The organism is [Bacillus] selenitireducens MLS10 (assembly GCF_000093085.1).
Classification (GTDB): domain Bacteria; phylum Bacillota; class Bacilli; order Bacillales; family Salisediminibacteriaceae; genus Salisediminibacterium; species Salisediminibacterium selenitireducens.
In genome coordinates, this window is the sequence record NC_014219.1 from 2,133,243 (window position 1) to 2,150,648 (window position 17,406).

19 protein-coding genes are annotated in these 17,406 nt (G+C 45.3%); 4 read left to right on the forward strand and 15 right to left on the reverse strand.

Features of this window, described 5'->3' with window-relative positions:
• Positions 1–30: 30 nt before the first annotated feature.
• The 8 genes from BSEL_RS09835 to BSEL_RS09870 all read right to left on the reverse strand — a co-directional run bounded on the left by BSEL_RS09835 (position 31) and on the right by BSEL_RS09870 (position 4,361).
• The gene (locus BSEL_RS09835; protein WP_013172849.1) at positions 31–435 is read right to left on the reverse strand and encodes a DUF2203 domain-containing protein; all 405 of its coding nucleotides are present in this window, start codon (positions 433–435) and stop codon (positions 31–33) included.
• 79 nt (positions 436–514) lie between these two features.
• A complete protein-coding gene (locus tag BSEL_RS09840) occupies positions 515–1,252 on the reverse strand; it encodes a Cof-type HAD-IIB family hydrolase (protein ID WP_013172850.1) in 738 nt (245 codons plus the stop codon).
• A 47-nt stretch (positions 1,253–1,299) separates the two neighbouring features.
• On the reverse strand, positions 1,300–1,509 hold the full coding sequence (locus BSEL_RS09845; protein ID WP_232970453.1) for a hypothetical protein: 210 nt from the start codon (positions 1,507–1,509) through the stop codon (positions 1,300–1,302).
• Between the two features lie 132 nt (positions 1,510–1,641).
• Positions 1,642–2,454 (reverse strand): adenosylmethionine decarboxylase, encoded by an 813-nt coding sequence (gene speD / locus BSEL_RS09850; RefSeq protein WP_013172852.1) that lies wholly within the window; start codon positions 2,452–2,454, stop codon positions 1,642–1,644.
• Between the two features lie 144 nt (positions 2,455–2,598).
• Positions 2,599–3,087, reverse strand: a complete 489-nt coding sequence (locus BSEL_RS09855) for a flavodoxin domain-containing protein (RefSeq protein WP_013172853.1) — start codon at positions 3,085–3,087, stop codon at positions 2,599–2,601.
• Between the two features lie 145 nt (positions 3,088–3,232).
• On the reverse strand, positions 3,233–3,436 hold the full coding sequence (locus BSEL_RS09860) for a DUF2187 family protein (protein ID WP_013172854.1): 204 nt from the start codon (positions 3,434–3,436) through the stop codon (positions 3,233–3,235).
• Between the two features lie 130 nt (positions 3,437–3,566).
• Positions 3,567–3,824 carry a pepsin/retropepsin-like aspartic protease family protein gene (locus BSEL_RS09865; protein ID WP_041581889.1) on the reverse strand — a complete coding sequence of 86 codons (258 nt, stop codon included), beginning with the start codon at positions 3,822–3,824 and terminating at the stop codon, positions 3,567–3,569.
• 87 nt (positions 3,825–3,911) lie between these two features.
• Positions 3,912–4,361 (reverse strand): MOSC domain-containing protein, encoded by a 450-nt coding sequence (locus BSEL_RS09870; RefSeq protein ID WP_013172856.1) that lies wholly within the window; start codon positions 4,359–4,361, stop codon positions 3,912–3,914.
• Between the two features lie 334 nt (positions 4,362–4,695).
• On the opposite strand from BSEL_RS09870, the gene BSEL_RS09875 reads away from it, so the two are divergent.
• On the forward strand, positions 4,696–5,646 hold the full coding sequence (locus BSEL_RS09875) for a metallophosphoesterase (protein WP_232970522.1): 951 nt from the start codon (positions 4,696–4,698) through the stop codon (positions 5,644–5,646).
• On the opposite strand, the gene BSEL_RS09880 is transcribed toward BSEL_RS09875, so the two are convergent.
• The 3 genes from BSEL_RS09880 to ilvA form a co-directional block, all read right to left on the reverse strand.
• The gene (locus tag BSEL_RS09880; protein ID WP_013172858.1) at positions 5,615–7,804 is read right to left on the reverse strand and encodes a DNA topoisomerase III; all 2,190 of its coding nucleotides are present in this window, start codon (positions 7,802–7,804) and stop codon (positions 5,615–5,617) included. The genes BSEL_RS09875 and BSEL_RS09880 overlap by 32 nt on opposite strands.
• A 146-nt stretch (positions 7,805–7,950) precedes the next feature.
• Positions 7,951–8,826, reverse strand: coding sequence for a S1-like domain-containing RNA-binding protein (locus BSEL_RS09885; RefSeq protein WP_013172859.1), 876 nt, complete (start codon positions 8,824–8,826; stop codon positions 7,951–7,953).
• Between the two features lie 97 nt (positions 8,827–8,923).
• Entirely contained in the window at positions 8,924–10,192 is a 1,269-nt protein-coding gene (ilvA, locus tag BSEL_RS09890) for a threonine ammonia-lyase IlvA (protein WP_013172860.1), read from the reverse strand.
• Between the two features lie 144 nt (positions 10,193–10,336).
• On the opposite strand from ilvA, the gene BSEL_RS09895 reads away from it, so the two are divergent.
• On the forward strand, positions 10,337–10,993 hold the full coding sequence (locus BSEL_RS09895) for an MtnX-like HAD-IB family phosphatase (RefSeq protein WP_013172861.1): 657 nt from the start codon (positions 10,337–10,339) through the stop codon (positions 10,991–10,993).
• The gene (locus BSEL_RS09900; RefSeq protein ID WP_013172862.1) at positions 10,990–12,054 is read left to right on the forward strand and encodes an iron-containing alcohol dehydrogenase family protein; all 1,065 of its coding nucleotides are present in this window, start codon (positions 10,990–10,992) and stop codon (positions 12,052–12,054) included. The genes BSEL_RS09895 and BSEL_RS09900 overlap by 4 nt, the downstream gene beginning before the upstream one ends.
• Before the next feature lie 25 nt (positions 12,055–12,079).
• Here BSEL_RS09900 and BSEL_RS09905 read toward each other — a convergent pair whose 3' ends face one another.
• The 4 genes from BSEL_RS09905 to BSEL_RS09925 form a co-directional block, all read right to left on the reverse strand.
• A complete protein-coding gene (locus BSEL_RS09905; RefSeq protein WP_013172863.1) occupies positions 12,080–12,781 on the reverse strand; it encodes an exonuclease domain-containing protein in 702 nt (233 codons plus the stop codon).
• Between the two features lie 234 nt (positions 12,782–13,015).
• Positions 13,016–13,771, reverse strand: a complete 756-nt coding sequence (locus BSEL_RS09915) for a DUF294 nucleotidyltransferase-like domain-containing protein (protein WP_013172864.1) — start codon at positions 13,769–13,771, stop codon at positions 13,016–13,018.
• 2 nt (positions 13,772–13,773) lie between these two features.
• The gene (locus tag BSEL_RS09920) at positions 13,774–15,051 is read right to left on the reverse strand and encodes an ammonium transporter (protein ID WP_013172865.1); all 1,278 of its coding nucleotides are present in this window, start codon (positions 15,049–15,051) and stop codon (positions 13,774–13,776) included.
• Positions 15,052–15,224: 173 nt separating this feature from the next.
• Complete coding sequence (locus BSEL_RS09925; RefSeq protein ID WP_013172866.1) at positions 15,225–16,136, reverse strand: DMT family transporter; 912 nt, start codon at positions 16,134–16,136, stop codon at positions 15,225–15,227.
• Between the two features lie 163 nt (positions 16,137–16,299).
• Here BSEL_RS09925 and BSEL_RS09930 point away from each other — a divergent pair, with 163 nt between their 5' ends.
• Positions 16,300–17,394: an acyltransferase family protein gene (locus BSEL_RS09930; protein ID WP_013172867.1), complete on the forward strand. Its 1,095-nt coding sequence runs from the start codon at positions 16,300–16,302 to the stop codon at positions 17,392–17,394.
• The last annotated feature ends 12 nt before the right edge of the window (positions 17,395–17,406 follow it).

A 17,406-nucleotide genomic window follows, 5' to 3' on the forward strand; every position in this document is an offset into this window, starting at 1 on the left:
AAACTAGAATTAAAATAAAAAACCGCTGGATTATTCCAGCGGTTTTCGTCCCTGATAGCCATCCTCTGGTCCATGATAATGTGAAATTTCTTTTTCGCCATATTTCCAGCATAACAGAATCTCTTTTTCATTCAGTTTTGAAGGAAAATCGATGAGCCCAACTTCAACATCTTTCAGTTGAGCACCATGACGTTCAATATTATTCACATGAAGCCTTGCCTGAATTTCAATAAACTCCAGCTTTGATTCAGCAATAAACTGTTCATCCGACGGATTTTCCTGAGCTTGTCCGGTCTGTACAGATCCAGATTTATTCAGCGTGTTGACTTTCGATTTGAATTCTTTATTTAATGCTCGAAGTGCGTCAATTTCCTGCTCCATTAACGGAATCAGTGCGTTGGCTTCGTCAATCGTAAACAACTGCTTGTCAGCCATGTGGGATCACCTCCTGTATATGACCCATTATGACAAACTCATGGCAGGAACAAAAGAAATTTGCCTGTAAGGTCATATTTCAGATCAATTCAAAATGGTGTAAAGCCTTGGCAACGCCAGCCTGCTCATTCGTGGCAGTCACATGATCAGCGGCCTTCTTTGTGATTTCTTGAGCATTACCCATGGCTACACCTATGCCGCAGGCTTTAATCATCGATACATCATTCAGGCTGTCACCCATGGCGATCATTTCATCCATAGCGATTCCAGTCTCCGTACTGACGATTTCAAGTGCACCTGCTTTATTCACTCCGGCCGCATTGACTTCGATATTTGTCTCACTGGAGTTCGTTACTTCGAGGTCATCACATGCCTTTAGGGCCTTAATAATTGCATGCCTTGCTTCATCATCTTTCGTGTCAAAACCGAATTTCAGCCATGTATGCTGATCAATACGCTCAGGCATCGCCAGTTTATATACTTCTTCTGTTGTGGCAGCCCAATTATACGTGTCATATCGCTGCTTCAGCTCCCACATATAGGAGACCCGATCCGGATTTAACGGCACACGGTGAAGCACCTGGTCCGGCAGTCGCCATACTTCACTGCCATTCCCTGTTACAATCAGATCACGAAGCCCGAGCTGTTCTGCGTAATGTTCACAGGCCATCAAAGATCTGCCGGTGCTGAGTACAACGGTCAGTCCGTTTGTAACAGCCTTTTGAATAGCGGTAATATTTTCAGGATGAATGGTATGGTCATTTCGTAAAATCGTACCGTCAATGTCCAACGCAATCAGTTTAATCGTTTTCTTCATAAACAAATCCTCTTTTCTTTATGATCGAAATCGTTATTATTCTTCATTTAACCGTAAATAAAATATACAACGGTTAAAATCAGTGCCGGGATAAACGTGACGGCATAAATGACAGACATATTCGTAAAATGTGATTTTGTTTTCCGGTCGTAATCTTTATCGTCGGGATCTATCCCGATCTTAATCGTCAGTATAAGAGCAATGATGCAAATGATCGCAGCTGGAATGAGGTAGTAGATCATCTGGTCGCTTGTCATGCTGCTCACCCCTTTCTGCCCTCATCATAACCCATTCAGCATAAAAAATACATTGGAAGCCACTGCTTTTACAGAGGCCTGCCTGATCAATAAAAAAGGAGACTGCCATATCATATGGCAAGTCACCTTCGGTTAATCCCGATTCATATTTTTCCCGTAATAGATCTCGTTCATCTCGTGTTGAATCTTTTTGGTGATCATGGACTGTTCTTCATCCGTTAAATCCGATTCATCATAACCAAACAGATAATTGTCGATGTCGAATTCTTTTAATTTGCATTTTGTATGAAAGATATTCTCCTGATAAATATTGACATCAAACATGTGAAACTGATCTTTTATGTCTCGTGGAATATAGTTTTGGATCGAATTAATGTCGTGATCAATAAAATATTTGACGCCATTCACATCCCTTGTGAATCCGCGTACCCGGTAATCCATCGTCATGACATCCGTATCAAACGAGTGGATCAGATAGTTTAAGGCCTTCAGTGGAGAAATCTCACCACAGGTGGATACATCAATATCTGCACGGAATGTACTGATGTCTTCCACCGGATTGTATTCCGGATACGTGTGGACGGTGATGTGGCTTTTGTCCAGGTGCATTAATGTCGTATGCGGTACAGGTCCGGGACTTTCTTCAAACGCTGATTCCGGTGCACCGTCGACCGGGCCTTCAGATACCAGCATTGTTACACTTGCACCCTGTGGTTCATAGTCCTGCTTGGCAATATTCAGAACATGGGCGCCGATCATTTCTGCCACGTCTGTCAGGATTTTTGTCAGGCGGTCTGCGCTGTAATGTTTATCGATATATTTCATATACCGTTTACGTTCATCTTTCGTCTTTGTATAGCAGACATCATACATATTAAAACTTAATGATTTTGTCAGGTTGTTGAATTCATGAAGCTGAATTCGCTGTTCAGGTGTTAAAGTCACTGTCGCATACCCCGCTCATCTCAAAAAATTAACAGTTACTTTATAAAAAAAGTAACTGTTTACGATACCATTATGACATATTGAATAAAAAGTACAAACATTTTTTTGTCTGAAAAGGAGAAAAAGCGCTTTAATTCAGGATTTTCACCTCTGATAAGCTTCGGATTTCATCGCTTGAATGAATGTATCCAAAGCTTGATAATTCAGTGTTGATTGATCATCACCGGATCCAGTCACTCGTCTGACGATCATTTTTTCGAACATATTCATTTTCGAGAAGATCAGTTCACCACCCGGTAAAACAATGGCCGATGCATGTTCCCTTAGGGATTCAGGAAAGGCATTCTCGAACTGCAGCTGAGCTTCCATGTCTTCGTGCATGCAACACAGAAACAGTCCGATTCTTTTCTCAAGAAGCAGGCTTTCATGATGTTGGATCAATGCTTTCATCCGTCTGTTAATTTGACCCATATGGACAGACGCGCCGAGTATGACGCGATCATAGTGCCTGAAATCAGTTTTTTTTGATGTTGAGAGTTCAATCAGTTCAGAATCCGGAATGGCGTTAGAAATATATACTGCAGTTTTATGCGCCGTGCCGTGTTTGCTGCAGTAGATCACAGCTGTTTTCATGTTGATCACTCCGTTTCCAAGTCGAATGATGAGGGCTTTCTACTATCATACGTCACAACTTGGCAGGAGTGTGTGTCAATCTTGCGTCATTCCGTTCGATGAGGCTCTCACAAAAACAGCCTGCCACGAAGGTGGCAGGCATCCATCAGATGATTTTGTATTCTGTGTGCTTGAGTACGGTACGCGGGCGAGAGCCGTCCTCTTCTTTTTCATCTAATTCCACAGAAATGGAGTTTGTATAGGGGGAAATTACTTTTGCGCTCTTTCCTTTATACTCACCCGCAGTGACCTTCACTGCGTCTCCGGAATTCAGGATCGGTTGTTCTTTTTGTTGAGATTCCTCAGCCATTATGCTTCCTCCTTTTGCGGTGACTCCTAAGCTGGAGCCGATACTGTACAAAGGAAATAGTAAACGTTATAAAGGGATCAAGTCAAGTACAAAATACCAAACATTTGTAATCCTTTCTGTTGAAAGAAAATCACGTTCTGGAGCTTGAAATGGTCATGGCATCAAGGTTGATCTTGGCACCGGTTTTTTTGAGGAAATCGAGTCCGACAATTCCGTCTGATTCGAGATCTTCAAATTGAATGGTGAACTCACTCACCTTTAACGGTCCGATACTGAATGATGCGAACGTCATTTCGGTCATCCCATCGGTCAGTCCGAGCTCCTTGCCTTTCTTTAAAGACAATTTTGTATGAGGTGCACAGGTGTCGATGATCATTCTGTCAGCCATGTATATTTCATCCTTTAAATGCAACCGTGCTTCAGTAAACAGCGTGTGATCTTCATATCGAATAGGCTTCAATGTTTCCATCTCCTTTTAATCTGATTGGGATTCAATAAATGTTACAGGATCTCCCAGGTGAATCTCGCCGTCGTTTAGAATAACGCCGTATACCCCACCGCGCCACTCTTTATTGAGGGTGTCCTTCAGACCCGGTAAAGCGGCATCCATCTGCTCACAGGGCTTCGTCTCTCCATAGATTTGTATGCGGGTATTCCCGATCTCCAGTGTTTTCAGCCTGGAGTCTTTCAGGGAAATGCCACTGACGAGAAGATTCGCACGTCGTCTTGATGGATCGAGGTCTCCGTTGAGTTCGGCCATGGCGGCAACCCAGTTCTCTTTTTCGAGAATGGTGACTTGCCGTTTGCCGCGCTGATCAGCATTCCCCTTCAATCCTGAGTTTGCATATGCAGTGACATGGGCCGCTTCATCCATAGGCCCTTGCTTCATTCGTTTGATCCAAATTTGTTCAACAGTTCCAGCCATGTATATCCTCCTGTTTGAAATCATTGCACAATAGTTACCATTCATCATAAAATAGATCAACAGGAATAACAAGCGTATTGTAAATTTAGCGATTCCTGAAGTGATGGATAGAGGAGGTCAGGCATATGATCCGGTTAAGTAATGATGCCGACGATCAATGAAAACGGTAAAAGTGGTACTTTCAATCACCTTATTTTTGATCTTGTATACATCAATACATCTTTATTTTGCCTGGTTGTTCAGTTATGTTATCGAGACAGTAACAGGCGTACAGTCATTCTGGCTGATAGCCATACTGTTTTTGTTAGCCGGGTATTCGTTTCCATTGGGACAAATGATTAAGCCGTTAAGAGTATTGAAAACCTTCGGTGCCATCTGGTTTGGTTTTATTCAATTTGCATTTCTGGTCTTCCCTGCTGCTCATGCCATCGTATGGATTGCTTCGAGGACCGGGATCCCCTTCGAACCGCTCGTTTACTCGGCAGGTGTCTCAGTGTTTTTGCTCTTCATCATTTACGCTGCTGTCGGCTATTATTTTGCAAACTCTCCCGTCATCCGTGATCACAGCATTCGTGTAAATAAAGTCTCGACAGAGCTGACAGAAATGAAGGCTGCGGTCATTTCGGACACCCATTTTGGACCATTGGCCGGCAGAGCAGCTGTTGAACGTCTGCTTGAGAAGCTGACTTCACTGAATCCGGATATCATTTTTATTGTTGGTGATTTTGTCGATGATGAACCGGATTACTTTGTTCAGCATGGTCTTCATCAGCTGTTTAAAAAGCTGAAAGCCCCTCTTGGTATTTACGGGGTTCTAGGGAATCATGAGTACTATGGAGGAAAGCGCAAGGAAATCACCGAAATGATGGAGAATATCGGGATTCATGTCTTACTCGATGATGTCCACACGATTGATGGTAAATTGCAGATTGTCGGCAGGCGGGATAAAACTGATCGAAAGAGACATTCCGTTGAACGGCTGTTCCAGGATCAGGCCATAAAAGGTGAACTCCCCCTTGTCGTCCTGGATCATCAACCTGTTGAGCTGGAGTCGTTTCCAGAGTATCCGGTTCATATGAGTCTGTCAGGACATACGCACCGGGGGCAGATTTGGCCGAATCACGTATTTACCCAAAAGCTGTTCCCTCTTGACTGGGGGTATAAGCAGTTTGGACAGGTTCACAGTTTTGTTTCATCCGGGTACGGCTTTTGGGGGCCACCCCTTCGAATTGGTTCACGCTCAGAAATCCTCTTTATTCAGGTTTCATTTTCCGGGGCTCCTTAAAATCAAAAATAAACCTTTTTTCTGATTCACTCCAAATCATCGACGCCGCAAAAGATTTACCTTTACTCTGAAAACCACTGATTACAGGAGACTCTTTCGACTTCAGCATGTTTTTGACGGCTGTTTTTGGGAGAGTCTTTTTCATGATTCGTTTAGACAACGTAAAGGAGCATTTGTTGGACAGGTAGGCCTCGCATCCGTAAAATTTTCCTTTATCCATGACCTGAGCCCCGCAGATCGGACAGGGGCCGAGGGGTTCTTTACTCCGGTTTTTGTAAGCATCCCATTTTGACTTGCGTGCAGGCAGTTTTGCAATATCCTCCGGAGTAAACACCCACTCTGCGCTCAGATGCAGGGATTCATCGATCAGGTTCTGTATAAACGTATGAATCGATGCCATGAACTCGTCTTTTGATTTCTTCCCATTGCCGATTGAAGACAATGCCTGTTCCCATCTGGCCGTGATCGCATGAGAAGCCAAAGGAGATGAGCCCAATGCGGTAATAAGAAGTTTGCCTTTGTCCGTAGGGAATACGGTGTTTTTTGTAATGGTGATATAGTTTCGTTGCTGGAGGACTGCGATGATGTTTGCCCGGGTCGCTTCAGTTCCAAGTCCTTCCGTCTCGTGCAGGATTCCGGTTAATTCACGGTCATCCACATGTTTTCCTGCTGTTTTCATCAGTGTAATCAGTTCACCCTCTGTATAGCGTTTGGGTGGTTTTGTTTCACTCTCTTTCACTTCAAAAGAATCGCCGGTCACAGCATCTCCCTTATCAACATTCGGAAGCCATTGTTCCTGGGAATTCGCCTTCGGAAAAGGAATCACATCTCTCCAGCCTGGGGAAATCACACTCTTTCCCTTTGATTTGAACTCAGCCCGCTCATCAACGATGGTGTCAATTTCCGTATAGCTCATCATCAGGGGCGGGTAATGGGCTGCTATGAGGCTGTTTACGATCACTTCATAGATTTTTTGCTCATCAGCGCTCAGTTTACTGAAAGATGGAACCTGTTCAGTCGGGATAATCGCGTAATGATCCCGCACTTTCTTTTCATTGACGTAACGGTTTCGATTCTGAAGTGATGAAAAGGGAAGCGGGAAGTGAGCTGAGAATGGCTCTTTTTTTTCAAGTTTTTTTAATATTCCTGGAAACTGGCGTTCCTCCTGTGTGGTGATAAACGTGGAATCCGTTCTGGGATATGAGATATACCCTTTTACATACAGCTTTTGAGCAATCTCCAAGGTGTGCTTTGGTGAAAATGTATACCGCTTGTTCATTGCTGCCTGCAGAGACGACAGGTTAAAAAAGGATGGAGCGGGAATGGCCTTTTGTTTGACCCGCTGATCGAGGATCCGTGCAGGTCTGTTTGTACAAAATGCCTGAATGCGTTCAGCCATCACGCTGTTTAAAAGCCGGCTGTCGCCGTCTTTATGCCAAACAGCCCCGTAGGAGCCCTGCTCATGCGAAAACGTGGCATGCACTTCCCAAAACGGTTTTGAGACAAACTCATCTATCTCATTTTCCCTTTTGACAATCAGCGCAAGTGTTGGCGTCTGAACACGCCCGGTAGAATAGACATCATTGATCCCGTGTTTTTTGAACTGCAATGTATAGGCTCTTGAAGCATTGATCCCAACGAGCCAGTCAGCAAATGAACGGCTCAATGCTTCATCATACAGGTGATCTGTATCAATGCTGTCAAGCAATGCACTGAACCCTTCTTTTACGGCATCAGGTGTCAAAGACGAAATCCAGAGTCGTTTGACCGGCTTTTGATTCCTGGCCTGATGAAGGATCATACGGATGATGGCTTCCCCTTCCCGCTCCGCATCACCGGCATGAATGATCCCGGTGATATCCTGATCATGAATAAAGGACTTAATCGTTTGAAAAGCTTTCCCTTTCCCTTTTATCACCTGGAAGCGGAACTCCTCAGGCAGGATGGGGAGTGTGTCCATCGACCATGTTTTCCACTCAGAACGATAGTGCTCAGGTGGGACAAGTTCACAAAGATGCCCTACAGCCCATGTTACTACAGCCCCTTCAGGAAAATGTGAACAGGCTGGAATGGTAATGAAATTTTTCTTTTTTTGAGGGTTAAACGGGGCGGCGAGTTTTGCCCCCTGATCCGGCTTTTCGGCGATGATTAACTGCATGTCATTCACTCCTGACAGAGAAACTGATGTTTCGGGAACGTTTGTTTTAGTATACCATAAGTGAAGAGGACACTTCTAATCCAGGTTCGAAAGTGTAAGTGATTTAAAAGAAAAGGATCTGGCGGCAATCCGTCAGATCCAGAGCATTATTCTTCTTCATCAATCAGGAAAGTGAAACCATCTTCCTGTTTGACTTTCTTTTCTTTCAAAAGTTTGCCCATCGCCCGTTTAAATGCGGCTTTGCTGAGTCCAAGCGTCGATTTGATCAAATCGGGCGGCGACTGATCCGTCAGCGGCATTTTCCCTTTGCGCTTCTTCAGATGAGTCACAATGGCATCCGCATCCGCTGATTGCCTCTCCGTCACGATCGGCAGCAGACTCAGTTTGATACTCCCATCCTCTTCAATGTCGATCACCCTTCCGGTGACCGTCTGGCCGAGTCTCAGCGGTTTGGGTGACAACTCATGCTGGATAAAACCTCTGTAGCCTTCATCTGTCACAAACAAAGTGGATTCTTCGAGGAAGCGATAGACGTTCCCTGTCACTTCCTGTTGCTTCAGAGAAGTCGGAGCCGAAAGACGCTCACTTTGTACCGTATCCTCTCTCACCGGTTTTGCAACGAGGCGCTCGTGCCGGTCATGGCTCAGGATCACGTAGAGCATATCCTTTGCGTGAGGCCATAAAGACCGTTCTTCAGGGAGTTCATCTTTCGAGACTAGAACATCTTTCTTTAATCCGATGTGCACAAAGACGCCAGCTCTCGGATGCACATGGGTCACTTCTGCCCATCCGTACTGATCCATCGTGATCTCAGGGATCTTCATGGTCGCTTCCATGTCCCCGGCTTTATTCTCATAAAGAAAGACGGTAATCGGTTCTCCCCGCTTAATCGTCCCCTTTGTTTCATCTTTATGAATCAGGATCTTCATGCCTTCTTTACGAAGAACATACCCCGTTTCAATCCCTTTTTCCACCAGGCACTCGGTAATGATCCCCGGCAGTACTGTTTTCTGTTCACGCATGTTTTGCTGTCCCCTTTATGGTCTGATGCAGTTGATTATACACTTATACGCCCAAAAGAAAAAGGACGCATTTGCGTCCTTGATCAGATATGTTTATTTAAATCAGCAGATTAAACAGCTTCTGGTCTTTGTTGATTTCGATATAACTGAACCCGTGTTTTTCCATTCGATGGACGAGGGGATGATAGTCTTCTTTATACTTCAACTCAATCCCGACGAGAACCGGTCCTTTGTCACGATCATTTTTCTTCGTGTATTCGAACCGTGTGATGTCATCATTTTCACCGAGGACATTCGTGAGAAACTGTCTGAGTGCGCCGGCGCGTTGCGGGAAGTCAACGATAAAGTAGTGTTTGTATCCATCGTAAATCAGGGAACGTTCTTTAATTTCCTGCATACGGTCAATGTCATTATTCCCGCCGCTCACGATACAGACAACGGTCTTCCCTTTGATCTCGTGGCGTCGGTGTTCGAGGGCGGATACGGCGAGCGCTCCTGCCGGCTCCGCGACAATGGCCTGCTCATTATAAAGACTGAGAATCGTGGAGCAGACTTCCCCCTCATCAACGAGAACGATGTCATCAACAACACGCTGGGCAATCTGAAAGGTGATTTCACCGACGGATTTCACGGAAGCGCCATCGACAAATTTATTGATCTCCTCAAGTTTTTGTACGGAGCCTGCTTCAAAGGAGGTCTTCATACTCGGGGCGCCGGAAGGTTCAACTCCGACCACTTTCGTGTCAGGGCTGATGTTTTTAATATAGGAACCGACACCTGAGATCAGTCCGCCACCCCCGACACTCATAAAGACGTGGGAAACCGGTTCATCCATCCCCTCGAGGATTTCCATGCCGACGGTCCCCTGACCTGCAATGGTACGAAGGTCGTCAAAGGGATGGATAAAGGTCATCTCGTGTTCATTACAGACCTTCATCGCAGCTTCAAAGGCGTCATCGAACGTATCTCCGTGCAGGATGACTTCCACATAAGGTTCACCGAAGAATTCAACCCTGGATACTTTTTGTCTTGGCGTCGTCGTCGGCATAAAAATCTTTCCCCGAACGCCGAGCGCTTTGCACGCATAAGCCACACCTTGTGCATGGTTACCTGCACTCGCACAGACGACCCCCTGCTGGAGTTCCTGATCAGACAGGGACATCATAAAGTGATAGGCACCGCGAAGTTTAAACGAGCGGACAACCTGCAGGTCCTCCCGTTTCAAGTATATATTGGCCTCGTACTTTTCCGAAAGGATCGGATCGCGCTGGAGAGGCGTGTTGACGACAACGTCTTTTAAATTCTGATGAGCGATCAGAATGTCTCTTACCGGTAATGCGTCAGTCAGTGTTTTACTCATCGTCATGTTCCTTTCCTGCTTAGATTCTGAATTTTGAGATTAATCATATCATATCAGACGTGAGATTGGAAAGACAATCGTTAAATAAAGTCCATTGGTTGTGATAAACTGAATGAGTACCAAGAAATGAAGACTGGAGTGATTAATCAAATGGTAAAATGGGCTTTTATCTCAGACTTTGACGGCACCATTTCAAAAAAGGATTTTTACTGGATTATTATTGAAACTTACTATCCTGAAGGTGAAGAGCTGTTTCATAAATGGAAAGCGGGCGAAATGAAAGACATTGAGTTCCTCAAAACCGTATTCTCATCCATTCATCAGGAAGAAGCGGTGATACAAGACGACATCGATTTGATCCCGCTTGATAACAGCGTCATCCCTTTTATTCACAAAGTGTATGAAAAAGGCGGGGATTTTAAAATACTGAGCGCCGGAACCGATTATTACATCCGTTACCTTCTGAACAGACGAAACTTTCCGGATGTGGAAGTGATTTCGAATCCGGGCTATTATCAGGATCGGAATATTCATTTGGACATTGATCCGGCCGGTCCGTTTTATTCTGAGCGATACGGCATTGATAAGCAGAAAGTGATGCAGCATCTCCGGGAAACGTATGATTACCTGTTTTACTATGGTGACAGTGAACCCGACTCTCATCCTGCGAAAGAAGCGGATCAGATGTTTGCGAGAGATGCGCTTATCGATATCCTTAAAGAGCAGCATACACCATTCAGAGCCGTTGAATCCTTCAGTGACATCGAACGGATTCTCGATGAAGAAGGGTGGCCCGAATCCACATGAGTCATTCCGGCATGAGTATTCCTATACCGGATATCCTTGAAATCGGACATGGTACAATGCAAACCTTGTCCGGTCATTGCGTGGAAAATGAGTTCCACAAAGTCGGCGTGCTGTTTGATGCGTTCTCAAAATCATTTCTTGAAGAGAAGATCTCATCGGATTTGAGTGAACAGGGTATCAGCGTCACCACCGTTGAAATGACAGGCAATGAAGATATCCATGTCCTTATTTCCGAAGCCTTTCGTCTTGATCGTTTTGACTGTCTGATTGCAGCGGGCGGAGGTGCAGTCATTGATGCGGGCAAATATATGGCTTTTTCAAGGCGTGTCCCCTTTATCAGCATACCGACCTCGCCATCGAATGACGGTTTTTCTTCCAGTAACTGCTCTCTGATGGTTGATGGTAAGAAAACAACGGTCCCCGCTGCGATTCCATATGGCGTCATTGCGGATCTCGATATCATTGAGCATGCACCTCTCCCGATGATTCTTGCCGGTACAGGAGACCTGATGTCCAATATTACCGCCATGCATGACTGGTACTATGAAGAGAGACAGGGAGCCGCATCCGTCCATGCGTTTGCTGCAATGCTGAGTAAAAAAGGGGTCAACAGTTTTATCCGTACGCCGATGCAGGATATCCGCAATACACTTTTTTTAAAAGAGTTAATCAGTTCGATGACAATGGGCGGTATTGCCACGATGATCAGCGGAAACAGTTCACCAATCAGCGGATCGGAACACATGATTTCGCATGCTTTGGATCAAACTGCCGAACAACCTCTCATTCACGGCCTTCAAGTCGGCTTGGCAACTTATCTGATGGCGCTTGTCCATGACTACCGCTATGAACGAATGCGAAAAGTCTTTCACAGAACCGGTTTTTTTGAGCATATCAAAACCCTTCCCCTAAAGAGATCAGAATGGGAAAGGGCAATTGATCTCGCACCGGAAATGAAACCGAAACGCCGGACATATCTTCACGAGGCAGAACATCGCAGACAGGCGAAGCTCTTCCTCCACTCTGATAAAATACTGAACGACTGTTTTTCAGGCCGGTGAGTTTTTGTGAGAAGGCATCTGACGGTTATCTTGAAAGGGCGCGGTACACATCTTTGAGTGTATGGATGCCCATGCTCTCCATGACGTTGACAGAATGGATCCATAGCTCAGCTGCGAGCTTTGCATCATGAAGAGCATGGTGCCTGCCTGCCGGTTCGATATTAAAGTACCTGCAACAGGCTTCGAGTTCGGCAGTGTCTCGCAGATCAGGTTGCAGTTTGGTCAAAAAGATCGTGTCAATAAGACGCCGTTGAAACGTCGCCCGAAAGGAACGCCACAACGCATCCTGCATAAAGCCCTTTTCGTGGGCAGCATGGTGAGCAATAAACAGATCATCCTCAGCGAAAGCGAAGAAACGGGTTAATACATCAGCTTCAGCCGGGGCATTCAGGACATCTTCTTCCTGAATGCCTGTTAAATGCCGGATGGTTTCAGATATGGGTTGATCGTAATAGACAAAGCTGTAAAACGTATCATCCGTGATCTCATTGTTTTTGATTTTCACCCCGCCAATCGAGAGAATTCTGTCTTGCTTTTGAGGGAAGAACCCCGTGGTCTCAAGGTCAAACACGGTTCCTGACAGAGCGCGAAGTGGAATATCAAGGTCCATTTTTTCTTTGGCTGCCTTCTCCGCCTCTTTTATAAATGCCGCACCCGCCGGGTTGTTCTTGTCCCCCCCTTGAACGATACCGGACAGTTGTCTGATCAGTTGAGTTACGGGATTCATGATCGGTCCCCCCTGCCGGCAAATGTAATGGCTTCATTTAAAAGGTGATTCCCTTTTTCCATCCATTTTTTCACTTTCTTTTTTTCCTCAATACTCCATGCATCGGGATCGAGAAAATGAGCGGCATTTCTGGAATCACCCGTAAAATGACGGAGCCGAAAAGATAATGCTTCTTGGAAGCAGTCTCGTGCGTTTTCTGCGTCGATTCCAGAGATCGTCAAATGATGCAGTCTGCTAAGTGTGTCGGCATCGGTGATTTGAAAAATGGGCAGCAAAGATGCGTGCAGCATGGACATATGGAAATATCACCGTTTCCCGGTAATCAAGCTGCCCCCTGAAATCTCCTTTTGTTTCCGTGAAAAGTTGACCCAGGATGCCTTTCCCCTTTTTTCGGTGCCCCACATTATCTGCCAATCGTCTGATGATCCGCGGATTCTGCTCGGCAGCATTCTGCATCAACTGTTTTTTGAATGCAGGGAAATCAACGCCATCACTGAACACAGCCCGACTGTCCAGAAAAATTGTGTAATAGCGGATCGATTCCCACGTGTCTTCTTCGACCCACTGTCTGATCTGATGGCCCCAATCTGATTCGGACTGACACCAAAGAGGTTCGCTGGCCATGATTTTTCCGTCGCAATACGGATAACCGCATGTGGCAAGTCCATCGGAAATGCGCTTTCCCCATTCAAGAAAATAGGGTTGATGTTGCACAGACCCATGAAACACAAATCCGTGGTCCTGATCACTGAATGAGGCCTGTTCCATTCTTCCGGCACTTCCCATCACAAAGAACGCAAAAGGAGCGGGGGCTTTGCCCCTCGCCCGCTCATGCTCTTGTTTGGATAGCTCAATTACTGCAGAAAGCATATGATGATGGGAAGCTTGCAGTCCTGCATGGGTATCTGCATGATGGATCTCAGGCAGCCATGCTTGTCTGATCGCTTCATAACTGTTGTAAGTGGATCGGACATCTGCTTCCGTGTTCATGTTTATGCACCTTCCTGCTTATCTTTGTTTTCCATTGGTGTAATATTTTCCGGATACCCATAGCTTCCGTGTTCACTGATGTCCAGTCCCATCAGTTCTTCTTCCTCAGATACGCGGATACCGCCCATTGTCTTGTCCATTACTTTGAGAATGATGTATGCCACAACGAAGGCATAAATACCGGAAACTGCGACACCGGTGAACTGAACTCCAAGCTGTGTTACACCGCCGCCATAGAACAGTCCTGGTAAACCACCGTTCATCTCTGCAAGGGCAGGTGTGGCAAAGAAACCGGTAGAAAGAGTTCCCCAAATACCTGCAACACCATGTACAGAAAGCGCGAAAATCGGATCGTCAATACCCATCTTATCAAAGAATACCATAGCGAGGTAAACAAGGATACCACCGACGATACCGATGACAACCGCAGCCCATGTTGCGACGAATGCCGTCGAAGCAGTAATGGCAACGAGACCGGCAAGTGCCCCGTTTAGCATCGTTGGAACATCAGCCTTGCCACGAAGAATCATGACGGTTCCCATTGCTGCAAGGGCACCTGCAGCTGCTGCAAGCTGAGTGGTGAGCGCGACATATCCGAAGAAGGCTCCTTCTACACCTAATGTACTGCCGCCATTAAAACCGAACCAACCAACCCAAAGGATCAAGACACCGAGTGCTGTGTAAACCTGGTTGTGACCCTGAAGATCATTGGAAGAACCGTCTTTATTGTATTTGCCAATACGGGGCTTCAAAATGATCGTTGCAGCAAGGGCTGCCATCGCACCGGTTAAGTGAACAACCGTTGAGCCTGCAAAGTCCTGCTTACCAAGTCCTGCTAACCAGCCGTCACCCCAGATCCAGTGTGCAACAACCGGATAAACCAGCGCTGAGAACAAGACTGCAAATACGATGTACGCCGACAACTTCGCACGTTCAGCAAATCCTCCAAAGGCGATGGTCAATGCAATGGCTGCAAAGGCCAATTGGAAGATGAAGTCAACCGATCCTGCCAACCCATCTACTGTAGAAGTGAAATCTCCATAGAAAAAGTCCGAAAATCCGATAAATGCATTTCCTTCTCCGTAGATGAAGCCGTAACCGACTGCCCAAAACACAAGTGAAGCAATTCCGACCGAAAAGATGGTCTTCCCTGCTATGTGTCCGGCATTCTTCATTCGCGTTGAACCTGCTTCAAGAAGAATGAATCCTCCCTGCATCAACAATACAAGGGTAAAAGCGACAATAATCCAAACGTTGTTCAATAAAAACATTTCATCCATTTGACTCACTCCTCTTAAATTTGTGTCAGCTAATGTGACGCTGAACTTAAGTCGAATTATACCGTCTGAATTTTCAGATTCATCATTTTTGTCAGGTTATGTGACGGACTTTTGTTGGTAAGCGTTTACAATAAACGGTGAAAATCCAATCAAAAAAGCTCCAGATGCTTGACCTATCTGAAGCTTTGGCGATTCTTCATGATTTTTTGTTCAATGTAGCCAGTACCGAGAAGTACACCGGTTACAATGAGGAGAAATCCGACGCCGTGACGAAGCGTCACGGATTCGTTAAGAAATAAGGTTGCACCAATAAGGGCAAATAACGGCACAAGATTGTTGAATACCGCAGACTGTGCAGCACCGATATTACGTATGGCTATATTGTACATAAGATGGCCAAGCCCTGTGGCGAAAACAGCTGAAGCAAAAAAGACTCCCCAGGCCATGGACGCTTGAGGAAACTCGGGGATTACTCTCGGTTCTGTTAACCAGCCATAAATACTGAGAACCGCTGCACCGATCAAGAGCATCATGCCGGTCATTTGCTTTGGGTTCAGTTCGAGGGTTGCTTTGCGTATGATGATAAACGAGACCGCCTGAACAAGCATCCCGGCAAAAATCAGCAAATCCCCTTCTGCGATCTGAATACCCCTTAGCAGTGACCCTTCAAAAACGACAAGTGAAACACCTGATAAGGCGATCAGGACACCACCATACTGGAGTCGCGATAACGCGTCTTTTAAAATAAGGGTGGATAGGATAGCTGTTGTAATGGGGATCAGTCCGAGGATCAGCGAGGCGTTTGACGCTGTTGTCAGCTGCAGTCCTCTTGCTACGAGGGCATGATGCAACACCTGACCAAACAGAGCGGCTGCTGTGACATAGTACCACTGCTTTACTGTTACTTTGCTGATGTCATGCATCAGGAACAAAATCGTGATGAGAACCAGTCCCGCAGCTCCAATTCGCATGCCTTGCATCATGACGGGAGAGAAGTGTTCCACAAGATATTTGACTGCCACGACATTCAATCCCCAGAAAATCATGACAACAGTCAGCATCAGATAGGTTTGATTATGCTTCATAACGGTTCCTACTTTCAATTAAAAGTGATGATAAACAGTCTTCATTCAGCCGGATACGCGCCTTCAGCAACACAGTTTTACACAATTGATCTTCTTCAAACCGATTCAATGACATATTGATCAGTGGTAGAATGAATGACTGTGATATACAGGAGGTGAAACTGTGAAATCAAATGGTCTGGTTAAAGAAATATTTGTTCTTCGGAGCGTGGGCTGTTTGAGCATCGTTCTCCTCCACAGCATATTTATTGCCCTGCAGACCGGAGCGGTTTCAATGGGGCATATGCAGGTTACCTTACTTGATTCCCTGCAGCTGCTTCTGAATTTCGGGACACCCATGTTTGTGTTTATATCCGAGTTTATTATCGCATATTCGTACCGGCAAAAACCGATTCCCAATTCATTCTTTTCAAAGCGGTTTAAGTTTATATTTCTGCCGTATCTGACAATGGCCCTGATCTATGCCCTTCCTTTTTTTCATCTGGGTTTGGACACATGGAGTCAAAAAGCCGTTATGAATATTTTTGTCGGTGACTATCACGGATATTTTATATTAATCATTTTTCAGTTTTATCTGTTTCATTATTATTTCAGCGGCTGGCTGAAGCGATTAAAACCGCTGAAGGTTATTGGAACGGCGTTTGTGATTAACTTGCTTTATGTTGCATTTTTTAATTTCGTTCCTCCGCCGAATGACTCGGCAGCTGTGCTCTATATTTGGGAACGCTTTTTCTGGATTCCGATGTTCGGATGGATCTTTTATTTTATGATTGGTTTTTATGCAGGGACGTATTACGAAACATTCCTCAGTTTGTTGAAGAAATACCGTGTATGGGTCATGATGCTGCCGGTTATTACAACCGTCGTGATGCTTTGGCTCTATCACACGGAGATTCTGACCGTGAATACATCCAAACGGGTTGATATTCTCTTTCAGACAACAGCCGTCAGTCTCTTGCTGTTTTACCTGGTGAATCGGATGAAGTACCCATGGCCGTTTATGGTCTTTATCAGCCGTTATTCATTCGGCATTTATTTATGGCACTATGCATACATCTTTATCTTTGATTACGTTTATGACAATTGGATTCCATGGTCCTTTAACGGTTTTTATTTTATGGTCCTCTTTGTTTTCAGTCTCAGCATGTCCATCATGACGGTGCGCGTTTTATCCTCATGGAGCTATGGGTATCTCTTTATTGGCAAAATCGGTATTCCTTACCGGAAGCCGGAAAAAACACCGCCAGCCGCTTCGTAACATCATCATTCG

Excerpts from the sequence above, each read along its gene's own strand:
- BSEL_RS09835 (WP_013172849.1), bottom strand. The coding sequence starts at position 435 with ATGGCTGACAAGCAGTTGTTTACGATTGACGAAGCCAACGCACTGATT.
- BSEL_RS09840 (WP_013172850.1), bottom strand. The coding sequence starts at position 1,252 with ATGAAGAAAACGATTAAACTGATTGCGTTGGACATTGACGGTACGATT.
- BSEL_RS09845 (WP_232970453.1), bottom strand. The coding sequence starts at position 1,509 with ATGACAAGCGACCAGATGATCTACTACCTCATTCCAGCTGCGATCATT.
- BSEL_RS09855 (WP_013172853.1), bottom strand. The coding sequence starts at position 3,087 with ATGAAAACAGCTGTGATCTACTGCAGCAAACACGGCACGGCGCATAAA.
- BSEL_RS09860 (WP_013172854.1), bottom strand. The coding sequence starts at position 3,436 with ATGGCTGAGGAATCTCAACAAAAAGAACAACCGATCCTGAATTCCGGA.
- BSEL_RS09865 (WP_041581889.1), bottom strand. The coding sequence starts at position 3,824 with ATGGCTGACAGAATGATCATCGACACCTGTGCACCTCATACAAAATTG.
- BSEL_RS09870 (WP_013172856.1), bottom strand. The coding sequence starts at position 4,361 with ATGGCTGGAACTGTTGAACAAATTTGGATCAAACGAATGAAGCAAGGG.
- BSEL_RS09875 (WP_232970522.1), top strand. The coding sequence starts at position 4,696 with ATGATTAAGCCGTTAAGAGTATTGAAAACCTTCGGTGCCATCTGGTTT.
- BSEL_RS09880 (WP_013172858.1), bottom strand. The coding sequence starts at position 7,804 with ATGCAGTTAATCATCGCCGAAAAGCCGGATCAGGGGGCAAAACTCGCC.
- BSEL_RS09885 (WP_013172859.1), bottom strand. The coding sequence starts at position 8,826 with ATGCGTGAACAGAAAACAGTACTGCCGGGGATCATTACCGAGTGCCTG.
- ilvA (WP_013172860.1), bottom strand. The coding sequence starts at position 10,192 with ATGACGATGAGTAAAACACTGACTGACGCATTACCGGTAAGAGACATT.
- BSEL_RS09895 (WP_013172861.1), top strand. The coding sequence starts at position 10,337 with ATGGTAAAATGGGCTTTTATCTCAGACTTTGACGGCACCATTTCAAAA.
- BSEL_RS09900 (WP_013172862.1), top strand. The coding sequence starts at position 10,990 with ATGAGTCATTCCGGCATGAGTATTCCTATACCGGATATCCTTGAAATC.
- BSEL_RS09905 (WP_013172863.1), bottom strand. The coding sequence starts at position 12,781 with ATGAATCCCGTAACTCAACTGATCAGACAACTGTCCGGTATCGTTCAA.
- BSEL_RS09915 (WP_013172864.1), bottom strand. The coding sequence starts at position 13,771 with ATGAACACGGAAGCAGATGTCCGATCCACTTACAACAGTTATGAAGCG.
- BSEL_RS09920 (WP_013172865.1), bottom strand. The coding sequence starts at position 15,051 with ATGGATGAAATGTTTTTATTGAACAACGTTTGGATTATTGTCGCTTTT.
- BSEL_RS09925 (WP_013172866.1), bottom strand. The coding sequence starts at position 16,136 with ATGAAGCATAATCAAACCTATCTGATGCTGACTGTTGTCATGATTTTC.